At 54.6% G+C, this 18,044-nt stretch carries 11 protein-coding genes; 5 read left to right on the top strand and 6 right to left on the bottom strand.

The window, feature by feature from the left end; all coding sequences use genetic code 11:
• Position 1: 1 nt before the first annotated feature.
• On the bottom strand, positions 2–1,468 hold the full coding sequence (locus ACYZYZ_RS07285) for a M48 family metalloprotease (protein WP_461483795.1): 1,467 nt from the start codon (positions 1,466–1,468) through the stop codon (positions 2–4).
• Positions 1,469–1,673: 205 nt separating this feature from the next.
• On the opposite strand from ACYZYZ_RS07285, the gene ACYZYZ_RS07290 reads away from it, so the two are divergent.
• From ACYZYZ_RS07290 to ACYZYZ_RS07310, 5 genes are all read left to right on the top strand, one after another.
• On the top strand, positions 1,674–2,744 hold the full coding sequence (locus ACYZYZ_RS07290; RefSeq protein ID WP_461483796.1) for an AI-2E family transporter: 1,071 nt from the start codon (positions 1,674–1,676) through the stop codon (positions 2,742–2,744).
• A gap of 41 nt (positions 2,745–2,785) precedes the next feature.
• Entirely contained in the window at positions 2,786–5,599 is a 2,814-nt protein-coding gene (locus ACYZYZ_RS07295) for an insulinase family protein (protein WP_461483797.1), read from the top strand.
• A 242-nt stretch (positions 5,600–5,841) separates the two neighbouring features.
• Complete coding sequence (gene aceE / locus ACYZYZ_RS07300; RefSeq protein ID WP_461483798.1) at positions 5,842–8,490, top strand: pyruvate dehydrogenase (acetyl-transferring), homodimeric type; 2,649 nt, start codon at positions 5,842–5,844, stop codon at positions 8,488–8,490.
• Positions 8,491–8,505: 15 nt separating this feature from the next.
• Positions 8,506–10,473 carry a dihydrolipoyllysine-residue acetyltransferase gene (gene aceF / locus ACYZYZ_RS07305; RefSeq protein WP_461483799.1) on the top strand — a complete coding sequence of 656 codons (1,968 nt, stop codon included), beginning with the start codon at positions 8,506–8,508 and terminating at the stop codon, positions 10,471–10,473.
• 260 nt (positions 10,474–10,733) lie between these two features.
• Entirely contained in the window at positions 10,734–11,186 is a 453-nt protein-coding gene (locus ACYZYZ_RS07310; protein WP_305169482.1) for a DUF4864 domain-containing protein, read from the top strand.
• On the opposite strand, the gene ACYZYZ_RS07315 is transcribed toward ACYZYZ_RS07310, so the two are convergent.
• The 5 genes from ACYZYZ_RS07315 to ACYZYZ_RS07335 form a co-directional block, all read right to left on the bottom strand.
• The gene (locus ACYZYZ_RS07315) at positions 11,183–12,211 is read right to left on the bottom strand and encodes a DUF2235 domain-containing protein (RefSeq protein ID WP_461483800.1); all 1,029 of its coding nucleotides are present in this window, start codon (positions 12,209–12,211) and stop codon (positions 11,183–11,185) included. The two genes, ACYZYZ_RS07310 and ACYZYZ_RS07315, sit on opposite strands and share 4 nt — an antisense overlap.
• A 108-nt stretch (positions 12,212–12,319) precedes the next feature.
• Positions 12,320–14,122: a DEAD/DEAH box helicase gene (locus tag ACYZYZ_RS07320; protein WP_461483801.1), complete on the bottom strand. Its 1,803-nt coding sequence runs from the start codon at positions 14,120–14,122 to the stop codon at positions 12,320–12,322.
• Positions 14,123–14,215: 93 nt separating this feature from the next.
• A complete protein-coding gene (locus ACYZYZ_RS07325; RefSeq protein WP_305169479.1) occupies positions 14,216–14,665 on the bottom strand; it encodes a YaiI/YqxD family protein in 450 nt (149 codons plus the stop codon).
• 33 nt (positions 14,666–14,698) lie between these two features.
• The gene (locus ACYZYZ_RS07330; protein WP_461483802.1) at positions 14,699–16,153 is read right to left on the bottom strand and encodes an SLC13 family permease; all 1,455 of its coding nucleotides are present in this window, start codon (positions 16,151–16,153) and stop codon (positions 14,699–14,701) included.
• A 63-nt stretch (positions 16,154–16,216) separates the two neighbouring features.
• Positions 16,217–17,941, bottom strand: a complete 1,725-nt coding sequence (locus tag ACYZYZ_RS07335) for a thiamine pyrophosphate-binding protein (protein ID WP_461483803.1) — start codon at positions 17,939–17,941, stop codon at positions 16,217–16,219.
• Positions 17,942–18,044: the final 103 nt, after the last annotated feature.

An 18,044-nucleotide genomic window follows, 5' to 3' on the forward strand; every position in this document is an offset into this window, starting at 1 on the left:
ACTACCCGCCCCTGAACTCCTCCATTTTTTTCTGCAGTTGTTCCAGGTCACGCAGTTGCTGGTCAATGATGGCAACTTCCTTGAAATCGTTAATCAGCAGCTTGCGAGCATAGCCCAGCTGATCCCGGGCTTTGTCAAAGACGCCATTCAACAGGTAGTACTGGGCACGGGCCTTGTGGACCCCGGAGATATTTCCAGCCAAGCCGCTGACTTCAGCGAGTTGAAACCAGATATAAGGGTTGTCCGGGTACTCCGGAGTCATAGACCGCAGTAGCTGTTCCGACTCTGTAAAGCGATTGGCCTTCATGTAGGTTTCCGCCAGCGACATGCGTAGGGGGTAGCTGTCGGCGTGGCGGCGCAGCAGCTGCTGACTTTTTTCGATGGCATTGACAAATTTCTGTTCCTGACGGTCCAGCGCAATATCTTGCAGGCGGTAGGTCAGTTTTCCGGGTGAGGCTTTTAACAGCGGTGCCAGTGCTTCCCGCGCCTTGCCGGTGTTGCCCAGTGCCGCATGGGCGAGCACCGTACCGTAGCGAGAGGCTTCGTGATTCAGACTATCGCCATCCAGTTCACTCTGGAAACGGTTGAGTGATACCGTCGGATTCTGATCCATGGCCATCATTGAGCGCGCGCGCATCAGGTGATATTCCACATTATCCGGATAATATTTTTTCGGATACTGGGCAATGCGATTGTTGGCATCGGCCACACGGCTCTCGGTAAGTGGGTGAGTGAGGAGAAATTCAGGGGGCCGGTTGCCGGTGTAGCGTGTGGCTCGCAGCATCTCTTCAAACATGCCGCCGACTGCCGAGGGGTCCATACCGGCGGCGTAAACGGTTTCAATGCCAAGGCGATCTGCTTCCTGTTCATTTTGCCGGCTGTAGCGCAGGGAGTTTTCGAGGCTGGCGGCCTGGGTTGCCGTCATCGCTGCCATGCCCGCATCTCCACCCACGGTCGCGGCCAGTACTAAACTGGCCAGCATGCCGGCCATGGAAACCATGCTGTTCTTACGTTGTTCGGCCACACGACGGGCAAAGTGTCTCTGGCTCAAGTGCGCAAGTTCGTGGGCCAGCACGGATGCCAGCTGGTCCTCTGACTTGGCGTAGCGGAACAGTCCGAGGTGGACGCCCACTACGCCACCGGGAACTGCAAAAGCGTTCATGGAAGCGTTGTTGATGGCCACCAGGGACAGGCGGTGGTCCTGTAGTTCGCTGTGGGATGCCAGATTGTGTAATAGCCTTTCCAGGTAGTCGTGTAGCAGCGGATCGTTATATTCGGAAATGCGGCTGCGATAGGCCCGTAACCATGCCTGACCCAGTTCGTATTCCTGTTGTGTTGATATGACCGCCGAGGAGGTGTCTCCCAGAGAGGGTAGCTGAATGTTGGCGGCACGAGTTTCCGGGGTAAGGAATATCGCCAGGCAAAGTGCCATGGTGGTTAGAAAAGTACGTGGACGGTTACTGGACACTAATTCTCAATCCATTTTGTGGCCTCTCAGGCCGGGTTTTTGGCATGTTAACGTAACTCTATGACCAAATTCATTGTGATTCGTGCAGTTTCTCCCTAAAAACCGTAGCGGATATTAAAGCTGAGGGCTTGTCCCTTGATGCGGGCTGGGGGATTACGTAATCTGCCTGCTACCTGATAGGCATAATGTCTGGCGAGGAGCCGGTATGTGGAAAGTGCTTGATTCCTGGATTAACCGTTACTTCGGTGAAGAAGAAGCGGTATTGCTCACTTTCGTGCTGGCGTTGGCGCTGGTGGTGATGGTCACCATGGGTGAGATATTGGCACCTTTTCTGGCGGCGATGATTTTTGCTTTCCTCTTGCAGGGCAGTGTCAACCGCCTGGTGGCCTGGAAGGTGCCCCGGTTGCTCGCAGTTATTCTGGTGTTTCTGATGTTTGTGGGCATATTTCTGGCGATACTGGTGATCCTGTTGCCCCTGATCGGTCGCCAGGCGGCGAACCTTACCGGGGAAATTCCCGCCATGGTGAAACATTGGCAGAGTGTGCTGATGCTGCTGCCGGAAAAATATCCGCACCTGATCTCAGAAGTGCAACTCAAGGATCTACTGTCCCAGGCATCGAAAGAAGTTGCCGGAATGGCGGAGCGTATCGTGACCTTTTCCTTCAGCACCTTTCCCAGCGTGGTGGTGATGATGGTCTATCTGGTACTGGTGCCATTGCTGGTCTTTTTCCTGCTGAAGGACAAGGATGAACTGCTGGCTATGATGTCGGCGCTGCTGCCCAAGGAACGACCGGTCATGTGGCGGATCTGGCATGAAATGAACATGCAGATGGCCAATTACGTGCGTGGCAAGGCGATAGAAATCCTGGTGGTTGGTCTGGTGACCTATGTCGCTTTCCTGGTCATGGGGTTGCAGTACGCGGCATTGCTGGCGCTGTTGGTGGGCTTGTCTGTGGTGATTCCTTATATCGGCGCGGTGGTGGTGACAATTCCGGTCACGGTCGTTGCTTACTTTCAGTGGGGTTGGGGTAGTGACCTGTTTTGGTTGGTGATCATCTACGGCATCATCCAGACACTGGACGGTAACGTGCTGGTGCCACTGCTGTTTTCAGAGGCTGTAAATCTGCACCCGATTGCCATCATTCTTGCCGTGTTGGTGTTTGGCGGGCTGTGGGGCTTCTGGGGAATCTTCTTCGCCATTCCCCTGGCGACATTGGTCAAGGCGCTTTATAACGCCTGGCCGCGAACTGATGCCGGCGAGACGGTGTCTGAGTAACTCCATTTATTTATTGTGCGTTTAAACAAAGACGGATTTTCATGAAAAGAATCGTTGTAGCTTTCGTTTGTCTCCTGTTTGTTGTCCCCGCCTTTAGCGAGCTTCTGGTCAGGGAGGATATCGCCCGCAGCGAAGGGGATACATCTTCCTACCGCTATCTGTTGCTGCCTAATAATCTACAGGTGTTATTGATCTCAGATGCGACGGCCGATAAGGCTGCGGCATCTCTGGATGTGTTTGTCGGCAGTTCCAGCGATCCGCTGCAACGGCAGGGATTGGCACATTTTCTTGAGCACATGCTGTTTCTGGGAACCGACAAATACCCTGAGCCGGATGAGTATCAGGCCTTTATTAGTGAGCATGGTGGTCGCCATAACGCCTACACCTCGTTTGAGCACACCAATTATTTCTTTGATATCAACCCGGCAAGTTTTGAATCGGCTCTGGACCGTTTCTCCCGTTTTTTTGTGGCACCGCTGTTTAATGCTGAATATGTCGATCGGGAAAAAAATGCAGTGCACTCTGAATACAAGGCGCGTATCAAAAATGATTACCGGCGCCAGATGGATGTTTTCAGTCAGGTGGTGAATCCCGAGCATCCGGCTTCAAAATTTAGTGTCGGTAATCTCGATACCCTGGAGGACCGCGATGGAAAGCTGCGTCAGGATCTATTGGCCTTCTATAAAGCCCATTATTCTGCCGATCGCATGGCGCTGGTCGTGCTGGCGCCGCGTAGCCTGGATGAACTGCAGGCAATGGTGCTGGAACGCTTTCAGGAAGTGCCCAATTTCAAGACAGAAAAACCGTTCCATGGTCAGCCATTGTTCAGGGAGGGCTCGCTGCCTTTGCTGGTGACCATGCAGCCCGAACGTGAATTGAGGGAACTGTCCCTGACGTTTCCCATGCCCGCCATGCATGAATTCGATCGTCAGAAGCCCCTGGCGTACCTGGGTAATTTGATTGGTCACGAGGGTAAGGGCAGTCTGCTGGAGGTACTTAAATCCCGAGGTCTGGCAGAAGGGCTGAGAGCCGGCGAGGGCATTGCCGATCGCAGTGGCAGTAGCTTTGATGTCACTATCGCGCTGACGCCAGCTGGTTATGATCAGTGGCGTGAAGTCTTGTCACTGGCCTACAAGGAAATTGACCTGGTCAAGCAGCAGGGTATTGCTCAATGGCGATTTGAAGAGCAGGGCGCTCTGGCGGATCAGCAGTTCCGCTTCAAGGAGTTGAGTGACCCGATCAACCGCGTCAGCGGTCTCGCAGCCAACCTGCATGAATACCCCTACGCGGATGTGATGCGTGGCCCGTACCGTATGGATGAATACGATGAAGCATTGCTAACGCGCATGCTTGAGTACCTGACTCCGGACAACGCCATGGTGATGCTGATGGCTCCCGATGTGGATACAGCCAGGATGACCGAGAAATATCAGGTACCTTACGGCGTAACCAGGGTGTCATCCCTGCCTGACGTCGTTGCCGCCCAGGATCAGCTCGCTCTGCCCGAAGCCAATCCCTTTGTGGCGAAAAACTTTGATTTGAAGTTTCCGCAAAGGGCGGCCCAACCGGAAGTGCCGAAGGTGTTGGTTAGCAACCCCCATTACCGACTTTGGCACTATGCTGACAACTATTATCAGGTACCTAAAGCGCAGCTCTACGTGGCGATTCGCGGTGCGGGAGATGGCGGCTTGGTGGAAGCCGCCATGACTGACCTATATGTGCGTCTGGTGGAAGAAACCTTGAATGAAACCAGTTATGAGGCTGCTCTGGCCGGCTTGCGCTACGGGGTTAGCCGTGGAAGCGATGGTGTCGGCCTGCTGTTCAGTGGTTTTGATGACAGGCTGCCGCTGCTCGTTGATGTGGTCACTGAAGGTCTGTTGAAGCCCGATACGTCGGCAGAACTGATTGAGCGTCTCAGGCAGGAGTTGATCCGTCGTTGGCGCAACTCGGCCAAAGACACTCCGTACCTGCAGTTGATGCGTGAGCCCAGCTACTTGCTGGATGTGAATGCCTGGCAGCCAGAGCGCCTGGCAGAAGCGTTGGAGGCTCTCGATCCGGAAGTGTTCCGGGAATTTATCGCCGGGCTCTATCGTGGCGTTTATCTGGAAATATTCGCCAGCGGCAATATCGATGGTCAGTTGGCCGCTGAGATGGCTGAAAAATTGTCCTCCAGAATCGCCAGTGGAGATTCGCAGCCGTGGCCTGAGAGGGGTATTACCCGAGTGCTGCCCGGCGCAAAAATGCAGGTGCCCATGGCGATTGACCATAAAGACGCGGGCATACTCCGCTACTACCAGGGCCGCAACGACAGTGTCGAGGAAACTGCCAGATTCCTGTTTTTGCGACAGCTGATCAAGGCGCCATTTTTTCACGACCTGAGAACCCAGCAGCAGCTCGGCTATGTGGTGGCAGCAGTGGATCAGGGTCTGGACCGCGTACCGGGTTTTGGTCTGCTGGTGCAATCACCGGTGGCTGACGTACCGGCACTGGAGGTTGCAATCGACAAATTTACCGAAGACTTCGCTGGGGTTGTAAGTGCTCTCAGCAGCGAAGAATTTGAGCGTCACCGTGCGGCCATTCTCACTGGTCTCAGGGAAAAACCCAAGAGCCTGGCTGAGCAATCAGCCCGCTACTGGGGCAGCATTGATTTGCGTGATTATGACTTCGCTCGACGTCAGCAGGTCATTGCAGCCATTGAGGAAATGACCCTGCCGCAAGTGGTGGAAATCTATGGGCTGATTATGCGCGAGGCCGGTTATTCCCTGCAGCTGGATAGCCGCTCCGGCAACTTTATGGGCGGTGATGGTTTCGCGGGTGAAAAAGACATTTATCGCCTCCCTTCCAATAATTTGTAATAAAACTATATTTTTTGTAAAAATAAAAATATCTTTAAATACATAAAGATAGATGTTTTTAAAAGGGCTTTTGATCGCGAAGAGTTGTCCCAAAGTCGTGGTTGAAAGCCCTTTTTTATGTAGTTATACTACACGCCGTTGGCACATGCGTGAGCCGCAAATTCATATAGCCGGAGGATGTTCTATAGTGAACAAAGCCGCATCCCCGACAACGATAACGAATCAATAGTAAGGTATTGGAAATGCATAAAGATATGGATCCTGTCGAGACCCAGGAATGGCTTGAGTCTCTGGATTCTGTATTAAAATACCAGGGCCCCGAACGTGCAGCGTTTCTGTTACAGCAGCTGCTCGACAGGGCGACGTCCACCGGTGTCGGTATGCCACCGGCAATCACCACGCCCTATCGCAACACGATTCCTGTTACCCGCGAAAAACGTATGCCCGGCGACCTGTTTATGGAGCGGCGCATTCGCTCCATGATTCGTTGGAACGCTCTGGCGATGGTGATGCGCGCCAACAAAAATCCTGAAGAAGGCATTGGCGGGCATATCGCCTCTTTTGCCTCTTCGGCCACGCTATACGATATCGGCTTCAACTATTTTTTCCGTGGCAACGAGGGAGAAGAGTTGGGCGATTTGATTTATTTTCAGGGCCACAGCGCCCCCGGTATTTATGCCCGCTCATACCTGGAAGGCCGCTTTGATGAAGAAGCGCTGGATAATTATCGCCGGGAAGTAGATGGCAAGGGTTTGTCATCCTATCCGCACCCCTGGTTGATGCCGGACTATTGGCAGTTCCCCACAGTGTCCATGGGGCTGGGTCCTTTGCAGGCAATTTACCAAGCGCACGTTATGCGTTATCTCTCCGCACGCGGCTTATCCCCTCGGGGCGATCGCAAGGTCTGGGCATTCCTGGGTGACGGGGAGTGTGACGAGCCGGAAACCCTCGGCGCCATTTCCTTGGCAGGCCGTGAGGAACTGGAAAATCTGGTGTTTGTGGTTAACTGTAACCTGCAACGACTGGACGGGCCGGTGCGTGGTAACGGCAAGATCATTCAGGAACTGGAAGGTGTTTTCCGCGGCGCGGGCTGGAATGTCATCAAGGTTGTCTGGGGTCGTCATTGGGACCCCCTGTTTGAAAAAGATGAATCGGGATTGATGCAGAAACGCATGGATGAAGCATGCGATGGTGACTATCAGAACTACAAACACAACGGTGGTGCCTATACCCGAGAACACTTCTTTGGCGCCTACCCAGAGCTGAAGGAAATGGTGGAACACCTCAGTGACCGCGACATTATGTACCTGAACCGTGGCGGTCACGATCCCTACAAGGTCTACGCTGCCTATGCGGAAGCCATGGCGCACAAGGGGCAACCCACAGTGATTCTGGCAAAAACCGTGAAGGGATATGGTATGGGTGTTGGTGAAGCTGCCAACGATACCCACTCCATCAAGAAACTGGACTTTGAAGGGCTCAAGCATTTCAGGGATCGCTTCGGGATCCCCATCCCGGATGATGAGTTGGAAAAGGTTCCCTATTACCGGCCGCCGGAAGACAGCCCGGAAATGGCTTACATGAAAAAACGTCGTGCAGCGCTGGGTGGTCCGGTACCGAGTCGCCGTCCTGACTTTGAGCCGTTGCAGACGCCGCCGCTGGATGATTTCAGCAAGTTGCTGGAGAGTAGCGGCGATCGCAAGATTTCCACCACCATGGCCTTTGTCAGACTGCTGGGTGCCTTGGTGAAAGACAAGAATATCGGTGAAAGGGTCGTGCCTATCGTGCCCGACGAGGCCAGAACTTTCGGTATGGAAGGGATGTTCCGACAGTTGGGCATCTATTCCTCAGCGGGCCAGAAGTACGTACCCCAGGACCGCGACCAGATCATGTATTACAAGGAAGACAAGCGCGGCCAAATTCTCGAAGAAGGCATCAATGAAGCTGGCGCCGTGTCCGCCTGGATGGCTCTGGCCACCTCCTACAGCAATTACGATTGCCCGATGATACCGGTCTACGTCTTCTACTCCATGTTCGGTTTTCAGCGCATTGGAGATTTCACATGGGCTGCTGGCGACATGCAGGCACGGGGCTTCCTGATCGGCGCCACGTCCGGTCGCACGACTCTGAACGGTGAAGGCTTGCAGCACCAGGATGGCCACAGTCATGTGCTGGCCAACACCATTCCCAACTGCCGGACATACGATCCCGCTTACGGTTACGAGTTGGTAGTGATTATGCAGGACGGCCTCAAGTCGATGTTCCAGGACAAGGAAAACTGCTTCTATTACATCACCACCATGAACGAGAACTACCTGCAGCCAGCGATGCCGGAAGGTGCGGAAGAGGGCATCATCAAAGGCATGTACCTGTTTGAGGAAAGCAGTGACAGCAAATTGAAAGTGCAGCTGATGGGTGCCGGTGCCATTCTCAATGAGGTGAGGGCTGCGGCTGACATACTGCGGGAGCAGTTCAATGTTGAGGCGGATATCTGGAGCCTCACCAGTGTTAACCAGCTGGCCCGCGAGGGGCAGGCTGCCCAGCGCTGGAACATGTTGCACCCGGAGTCTGATCCCAAAGTTCCCTATATCACCGAGCAGCTGGCAGACCGTCAGGGTCCAGTTGTGGTGGCGACAGACTATATGAAAAGCTACACCGAGCAACTGCGTGCCTTCGTGCCAGCCAGCTACTACGTGCTGGGCACCGATGGTTTTGGTCGCAGTGACAGCCGGGAAAAACTGCGTCATTTCTTTGAGGTCAACCGCTACTTTGTAACCGTCGCAGCCCTTAAAGCGCTGGCTGACGAGGGTCAAATCGAGAAATCAGTGGTTGCCAAGGCAATTGCCGACTTCAACTTCGACCCCGAAAAAATCAACCCCTTGAGCTGCTGAGAACGAGAAGAGATAGTGACAGCCGAAACAATATTCGTACCCGATCTCGGCGGAGCCGAGTCAGTAGAAGTCATCGAGCTTTGCGTCGCAGAGGGTGACAGTGTTGAACTTGAGCAGTCCTTGATTGTTCTTGAGTCCGACAAGGCGACCATGGATGTGCCGAGTCCCCAGATCGGCATCATCAAAAAAATGCTGGTGGCAGAGGGCGATACGGTCAGCGAGGGTACGCCGATTGCTGAAATCGAGACTGAATCTGTCGCTGCCGGGAAAACGGAGGCTCCCAATCCAGAGACAGCTACGTCTGATCCTGCACCGGAAGCGGTTGCCGAACAGCCGAAACCGGCCTCACAGGGTACCGCAGAGCAAAAGGCCACAGTGCCGGATACTGGCACCGATGAACCGCTTGAAATTATTGAGCTGTCTGTTGCCGAGGGTGATGTGATTGCTGAAGGTGATGGCATCGTGGTGGTGGAAACCGACAAGGCCACGATGGAGGTGCCTGCTTCCTGTGGTGGTACCATCAAACAGCTGTTGGTCAAGGTTGGCGACAGGATTACCAGTGGGGATGTGCTGGCTGTGATCGTTGGTGCATCTGCAGACGGTGAGACTTCCGCTCTCTCAGAATCCAGTGATGCACTGGCTGTTGCCGAGGCGGAACTTCCGGTGGCCGAGCCCGCAGCGCCATCAGCTTCAGCGGTAGCCGCTGAGCAGGATGTCCTGGTTCCGGATACCGGCGGTGCCGATGCGGTGGAAGTGATCGAAATTGCTGCTGAGTCAGGCGCTACTCTGAGTGAAGGAGACGGGATTCTGGTGGTGGAAACCGACAAGGCCACCATGGAATTGCCTGCGCCGTTTGATGGCGAATTGCTGGAGGTATTGGTCAACGTGGGGGATAAAGTCTCCACTGGCGACCGTATTGCCAGAATGAGGACCTCGGCTCCTGACCAGGTAACAACACCGACTGCAAGTGAAGCTGCTCCAGAAACTCAAGTGGCACCGGCTGAGGCTCCAGCAACGGCCCCAACTCCGGTCCCTGCCGAGACTAAGGAGAAAGCACCTGCCGTGTCGGCAGGAGATGTCTATGCTGGTCCTGCATCCAGGGCGCTGGCCCGTGAGCTGGGTGTAGACTTGAGCAAGGTTTCCGGCAGTGGCCCTCGTGGTCGTATCCTCAAAGAAGATCTGCACAACTACGTAAAACAAGCTGTTGCCAAAGCTGAAAGCGCCCCTGTAATGTCTGCGGGTGGGGTCGATATTCCGGCAATTCCGGATGTGGACTTCAGCAAATTTGGCGAGATCGAGATGATCCCGCTACAGAAAATTCACAAGCTGACGGCGGCAAATATGCAGCGCAGTTGGCTGAATGTGCCCCATGTCACCCAGTTTGACGATGCCGATATCACGGACCTGGAGGTCTTCCGGGCATCCTTGAAGCAAGAGGCGGAAAAACGCGGAACCAAGGTCACACCGTTGCCATTCCTGCTCAAGGCCTGCGCCCATGCACTGGCAGCGAATCCTGAATTCAATCGCTCCATTACCGCCAATGGCGAACACTTTGTGCAGAAAAAATACATCCATATCGGTATAGCGGTTGATACCCCCCGGGGGCTGGTTGTCCCGGTGATCAGCGATGTAGACAGTAAGGGTTTGTGGCAGCTGGCTGATGAAACCAATGAGTTGGCGGCCAAGGCCCGGGAAGGAAAGTTGACGGCAACAGACATGCAGGGGGGCTGTTTCACCATTTCAAGCCTAGGTGCTATCGGGGGTAACGGCTTCACACCGATTGTGAACGCTCCTGAGGCTGCCATTCTCGGGGTATCCAAATCCCAGACAAAACCGGTTTGGAATGGCAGTGAGTTTGTGCCGAGGCTGATGCTGCCCCTCAGTGTTTCCTACGATCACCGCATTATTAACGGCGCCGATTGTGGCCGCTTCTTTACCTATCTGACAGCAGTGCTGGGCGACATACGTCGACTGGCCCTGTAATACGATTACCTCCGCGCCATGCGCCCGGCTTAGGCCGGGTTTTTTTTGTCTTGTTGAAACTGGTCTTGTCATTTTTTATTACTGATTGATCTATTCAGGCTCGTTATCTACCTGAGGTATTAGACGAATTCATGAGCTGGAGCTAGAGTTAAGGAAGTGCAAGGGAGTAATAACAAAGGGATAAACTGATCCGAATAGCCGGTCGCCTGGGTATAAGAAGGAAACTAATGTCAGATGATGGCTGGGAATGAGGTGATTTTATGGCTGGAGTGTACGCATCAAAAAGCCCTTTAGGGCGGCTGTTGATAACGGTATTGCTGACGTGCGTGGCGTTTTCTGCGCTTGCGGATGAACCTCTACAGGGTGAGGATAGAGCCGCGGTGCGGGACGTGATCGATGGGCAGATCCAGGCGTTTCGTGTCGACGACCACCAGTCCGCCTATTCGTTTGCAGCGCCCAGCGTCAGAGAGGCATTTCCTACCGAGGAAATGTTTATCACCATGGTTCGCAATCAGTATCAGCCACTTTACCGGCCGGTTTCCTATACCTTTGGTCGCAGCTCTCTGGATGATGATGAAGTATTGCAGGAACTGCTGGTGACAGATGCCAACCGGCAGTTGTGGCAGGTGGTTTACACCCTCGTCAGGCAGCAGGATAAAAGCTGGAAAATCACCAATGTGATGATGCTGCCTTACAAGGGTATCTCCGCCTAGCTGACCAGCGTTGGCCAGCCGTGGGCTTCCAGGTGTTGTGCCAGATTTTTAGGCCGATAACTTGAGTCCTGTTCCCAGCGTTGCTTGACTGTGGTGTGCATCAATAGTGTGTCATTGTGCGCAATTGGCCGGTAGTAAGGCCTCTTTGAACGGTAAATATGTTTGCGTGAGCGATGCAGCGTGGCCAAATGTGCCGGTCGTAAATTATCGAGCAGGTGTTGTTCCACTCCCAGCCCCGCGTGACGTGCTTCCCTGATCATCCACTTTAGGGGAATATCCGAAAGCAAACCGCCATCATCATCTGGCGCATAGCTGCCGCCGATATTGCTGTTTACTCCAGCAAACCACACCTGTTTCAGGTCCAGTCCTGGCCGGGGCTGCCAGATGGTCGGCTGGAAGTCCGAGCGAACTTCATCAATGGCCATGGCATGACGTGCCATACGGATGTTGGGTCCTATCTTGGTGTCGTAGAACTCGTCCTTTTTATCCAGTAAACCGAGAAAGGAAAAGGGAATGCCCAGGGCGCCCACGGTATCCCAGACCCCGACAAACTTGATCTCGCGACTGGGGTGAGCGTGTTTGGCGCGGAAGGCCAGGGATGCTTCGCCATCCGGGTGGTAGGCTTTGCCCGGTTTTTTGTAGTGATCAAATGCCTGTTGAATGAGCTGGGCATCCGGGCGTTTCAGTATGGCGCAATTATTGATCAGACCGCACAGGCTGCGGATGGTGTAGGCGCCGCGGCTGAAACCGAATAGGAACAGTTCATCCCCGGGCGAATAATTCTGCACCAGGTAACGGTAGTCATCCATGATGTTTTTATTAATGCCCTTGCCGGTGGCGCCTCCGATCAATGGGTCATAATAGGAGCCCACGCCCCAGTCATAGAACACCTGTTGAGGTGTCGACTGGTTATCCACCGGGCGCACTGCCCTGGCCAGCTTGAGAATGTTGGTGGGGTGGTCCTTGCCAAGATCTTTTTCCGGACGATTCCACGTGCCATCGGCACAGATCACAATGCGTTTCATCTTTTTGCCTTCCCTGACCAGTTCAAAGCCTGAGTATAGGAGACAGTGCCGTATTCGTCAGTGCAAAAAAAAGCCGGACTCTGTGTCCGGCTTTGATGGGGACGTTGATCAGCTACGTTTTTTGCGTGGCTTCGGATGTGCCGGTTTTTCTTTTTCTGCTTTGCCTTTGCTGCTAGGTTTTTTCGATGTGCCGCTGTCCACCAGGCTGAGCTTCATGGGGTGCTGGCAAACCCGCACTTTGTTGCGAAGGTGATCAAACAGCTCTTTTGGCATTCCCTCCGGCAACTCCACTGTACTGTAATCATCATTCAGCTTGATGTGTCCGATGTAGCGGCTTTCTATATCGGCTTCATTGGCAATGGCGCCAACAATATCGCCTGGCGTGACGCCGTGGTTTTTCCCCACTTCCATACGGTAGGTGACCATTTCGAACTCGCCGTGCTCATCGCGCTGCTTTCTCGGTTCGCGGTTACGCTCCGGGCGTTCTGCACGGGCAGACTCGCGAGGTTCCCTTCTTTCGCGGCTGCGTGGTTCCCGGGGTTCGCGTGAAGGTTTTTCTCTGTCGGCATTACGGTTGCGATCGCCGGTTTCAATGTGGGCCAGCTTCGGAAACAGCGGGCGATCCTGCTGCAGCTGCGAGGCGAGTGCCGCAGCGATATCTGTCATGGACAGTTCCTGATCATGGGCCAGTTTTTCAAGCAATTCGCGGAAGACATCGAGGTCGGTGGCTTCCAGGGTCTTCAAAATCTGTTGCTGGAACTGTTCAACCCGCTGATTGCTGACCTGCTCGCCGGTGGGCAGGTCCATGGACGTGATAGCCTGGCCGGTCGAGTGTTCAATGGAGCGCAACAGGCGACGCTCTTTCGGGGCTACGAAGAGAATGGCCTGGCCTTCGCGACCGGCACGGCCAGTGCGGCCGATACGGTGCACATAGGCTTCATTGTCGTAGGGAATATCGTAGTTAATGACGTGGCTGATTCGCTCCACATCCAGTCCGCGGGCGGCAACATCGGTAGCGACGACAATGTCGACCTGATTTTTCTTCAGGCGGTTAATAGTGCGCTCACGCAATGCCTGGCTCAGGTCGCCATTCAACGCCGCAGAGGAAAAACCTCGAGCCTCGAGTTTTTCCGCCACTTCCACGGTAGCTGATTTGGTACGCACAAAAATGATCATGCCATCGAAATCTTCCACCTCAAGAATACGGGTCAGAGCATCCATTTTGTGGCGACCCTGAACCATCAGGTAGCGTTGGCTGATGCGCTCTACGGTGCGGGTCTTAGAAGCGATGCTGACTTCTTTTGCATCGCCGAGGTATTTGGAAACCACCCGGCGAATGGCTGGCGGCATGGTGGCGGAAAACAGCGCGCGCTGACAGTTGTTCGGGGTTTCCGAAAGAATCGTTTCTACGTCGTCGATAAAGCCCATGCGCAACATTTCGTCGGCTTCATCCAGAACCAGCGCCCGCACCTCTCCAAGGTTGAGACTGCGGCGGCGCAGGTGGTCGAGAATACGTCCGGGGGTACCGACAATCACCTGAGCTCCGCGCTGCAGGCCGCGCAGTTGGCCGCGCATATCCTGACCACCGTAAATCGGCAGCACATGGAAGCCTTTGATGTGGCGGGCGTAGGTCTGAAACGCTTCTGCAACCTGAATCGCCAGCTCACGGGTAGGCGTCAGCACCAGCACCTGGGGCGTTTTCTGGGTGCTGTCGAGCCGACTCAACAATGGCAGAGCAAAGGCTGCGGTTTTGCCTGTGCCGGTTTGTGCGACACCCAGCAGGTTAGCGCCTTCAAGTAAGATGGGAATGCTTTGTGCCTGGATGGGAGAGGGTTGTTCGTAGCCGAGGGATTGCACGGCTTGCAACACCGGGTTGGCAATGCCCAGTGAAGTAAAATCAGGGGAAGACATATGAGGAGCCTGTATGGCCAAAGGCCGGATAAAATGAGGGGCGCAAGTATACGGGTATCATCCTGAAGGATAAAGGTTTTTTCTTGTTTCGAGTCATTTCTTTCGGGCGGCGAGAAGGCGATCCAGCACATTGGCAAACTGTTGTCGTTCCGTGTTGCCAAGACTGGACGGTCCGCCGCGAACCTCGCCAGTGTTGCGCAATTCTTCCATCAGGTTACGCATCGCCAGTCGTTGACGAATATTGGCCGGAGTGAAATGTTCACCCCGGGGACTGATCACCTGTACACCCTTTTCCACCACTTCAGCCGCCAACGGTATATCGCCGGTCACCACAATATCGCCAGTACTGGCTTGTTGGGCAATCAGGTTGTCCGCCACATCAAAACCACTCTCTACCTGGCGGAACTTGATCAGCGGAGAGGAGGGCACACGGATGGCGTGGTTGGCCACCAGGGTCAGCGGAACTTCGCAACGCAATGCTGCACGAAACAGTATTTCCTTGATGGGATTGGGACAGGCGTCGGCATCAACCCAGATATGCATGAAGTGGTGTACTCCGTTGTGTAGTTAAGGCTCTTAGCCCAGTGTCAGGTGAAGAGTCAGGCTGATTAACAGTATACCCACCAGGTTAATCCCGAAACCCGCCCGTGCCATTTGCGGAATGCGAATCAGGTTGGAGCCGAACACGATGGCATTGGGTGGCGTTGCGACCGGCAACATAAAGGCACAGCTGGCGGCTATGGTGGCGGGAATGATAATCGGTAGAGGGTCAATGCCCAGCCCCTCGGCCATAACGGCAAAAATGGGTATCAAAGCCGTGGTAGTGGCTGTGTTACTGGTTAACTCGGTGAGAAAAATAATCAAGGTAACCACCAACAGAGTCAAAACCAATGGAGGAACACCATGCAGTCCGGCAAGTTGCACCGCCAGCAGCTCTCCGACCCCGGTACTGCGAATAGCGCCAGCCAATGCCAGGCCGCCACCGAACAGTAACAGGATGCCCCATGGCAGCTTCAAGGCGGTTTCCCAGTCAATAAGAAATTCTCTCTCCTTCAGGTTGACCGGCAGAATAAACAACAACAGTGCTGCAATGATCGCAATACCGGTATCACTCAAACCCGAGAGTAGCGGTAACTTGATCAGGAGCGGGCGCACAATCCAGCACAGGGCGGTTAACAGGAAAATGGTCAAGGTCATTTTCGCGCCGAGAGACCAAGGTTCCCGGGGTTGCCTGAGAAAGTCGCCATCGACTGGCTGATCGCCCGGTGGGTAGATCCAGCGGGTCAGCATCCACCAGACGGTGGGTATAAAGATCACGACAATAGGCAGGGCAATGGTCATCCAGCGGGCAAAACTGATCTCGATTCCCAGTTCGCGCTCGATAAAGGATACGGTGAACATGTTGGGCACGGTGCCGACGATGGTGCCGATACCTCCAATGGATGCTGCGTAGGCGACACCGAGCAGTAAGCAGAGACTGAAGTTTTCCCGGTTGGGTGCGTCCTTGTCCAGTAACTGAATAATGCTTAACAGAATGGGCAGCATTACCAATGTGGTGGCGGTGTTGGTAATCCACATGCTCATGGAAGCTGCAACAAACATAAAGCCGCCGACCAGTGTGGATGGTTTGGTGCCAACCAGCCGCAGTACGGAAATTGCAAAACGTCGGTGCAGGTGCCACTTCTCCAGGGCGAGGGCGAGGATAAAGCCGCCCATAAAGAGGAAAATCAGTGGGTGAGCGTAAGCCTGTGCCGTGGTGGAAATGGTATTGGCGCCAGCCAGTGGCAGCAGGGCGAGGGGTAACAGGGCGGTGGCATAAATGGATACAGCTTCTGTCAGCCACCAGGTTGCCATCCAGACTGCCAGTGCCGCCGTAATACGACCGGGTACCCCCAGCGTCAGCAGTTCGCCATTCAGTCCCCGGGTGCTGTCCGGCACCAGCCAGAAAACCAGCACCGCTAGCATGGGTCCGCCGATCAGGGCAAACAGACGAACTTGTCTGACGGCTTCCAGCAGAGGTGTTGTTTGCATGGTTTTTATAATTTTTAACGGGTCTTCAGCTTACCAGATTTTTCTGCTTCAACAGCTTTGACCCTAGCCAACGATCTTGTCTTTTAGCGCCTGTGCCAGCCATCTGGCCCGGGAGGTGCGGCCGGATTGTTTTTGCCTGGCCTTCAATAGCCCTTCGGAAAAAGCGCTGCGACGGCTGTAATCCACATGTACATCCATAAATACCGGTTGTTGCTTGGCCGCGAGAGACATCGCGGTGTTCAGGGCCGACTCGATTTCCTGATTGTCCTCCACAGCCACGTATTCACAGCCCACGGCGTGGGCAAAAGCAATCCAGTCAGCTTCGCCCAGTTTCGACATGGCACCGTAACGACCGGGGCGCTGGCTGCTGCGCTGGGAAAGTTCGCCATCGTTAAACAGGCAATAAATGACTCCCAGGTGATATTTGCTGGCAGTGATGGCTTCCATCCCCGTCATCATCATGGCTCCGTCACCGACAATGCCGACCACGACCTGGTCGGGGTGGCAGAGTTTCAGGGCGTTGGTAGCCGGAACACAGTAACCCATGGCATTGAAATCGCTGGGTGATATGAAATTGCCACCCGGTAGAATCGGGAACAACTCTGCGGCGAGAAAGGTATGGTTGCCATCATCACAGGCCAGCAGGGCATCCGCTGGCAGGTGAGTGCGAAGTGCTGTCAGAAAACGGGCCGGGTTGACTCTATCTCCGGGTAATTTCAACCAGCTGTCCAGATACTCCTGTTTTAGTGTCGCGATGGTTTTTGCCAGGACCTGGCTGTTGGCTGCATTGGGCCTCAACTCGCTTATCCTGGACAGCAGGGCGTCTACCACGGTCTTGCCATCTCCCTGCAGAGTCAGCGCCGCTTCGTAGTTGGCGTTGAACACGTCGGGGTTGATATCCACATGGATCAGATTGGCAGGTGGCGACATGCCATAGTTTCCGGTGGAGGTTTCTGAAAAGCGTGTACCCACTGCCAGTAGGCAATCGCAATCAGCAAATGCCTGTTGTGCTGCCGGTACGGCGGCGGGGCCAAAACCCATGCCGGCATGCAGGGGGTGACTGGCGGGAAATACACCAAGACCTTGCAGCGTGGTGGCCACCGGTGCGCCCAGATGTGATGCCAGTGCCTGTAAACTGGCACTGGCATGGCGAGCCCCCCAGCCGATAAACAGGCCGGGCTGTTTGGCATTAATCAAACGCTGGGCGGCCTCTTCGATCGCCGCTGAGTCCAGATGTGGTTGGTTAGGGTGACCATGAAATTCGGGCAGGGTGCGAACGTCAAAACTATTGGCTTGCAGGTCTATGGGAATTTCCACAAACACCGGGCCCCGTTCACCCTCCATGGCGCAGCGGTAGGCCTCAAATAGTGTGGGGGCGATGTCGTTGGCTGACTCCACCAGGAAGGTGGCTTTGGTGATCGGCTTCAGCAGGCTGTGGTGGTCAATATCATGCAGCTGGTAGCGATGGCCGGTTTGCTGCTCGACTCCGCCGGCAATGACCAGCAACGGTATCCCCGACAGGAAAGCCTCGGCAATGCCGCTGGTTGCATGGGTAATGCCGCCGCCAGGAACCACCAGCAGGGTGCCGATGGTGTCTGTCGTGCGGCTGACAGCATCCGCCATAAAGGCAGCGCTGGCTTCGTGAGTGACCAGGTGTGGGGTAATGCGGGCTGAGTGTTCAAGTTCCCGGTAGATGTCTGCGTTGTGGGCTCCGGGGATGCCAAAAACCCGGGTGACACCAATCTGTTCCAGTGCGTAACAGGTGAGCCATGCCCCGGTTTTTTTCATCTTTGCCTCAACATCTCAATTGGCGAACGAGAGAACCATGCTATTCAGGGCAACCCGGTGAGTCAACGCCACCGGTGTTTGGGCCTTGTGCCGTGCTTGTTAG

It is taken from the genome of Porticoccus sp. (assembly GCA_023261185.1).
Taxonomy (GTDB): Bacteria; Pseudomonadota; Gammaproteobacteria; order Pseudomonadales; family Porticoccaceae; genus Porticoccus; species Porticoccus litoralis.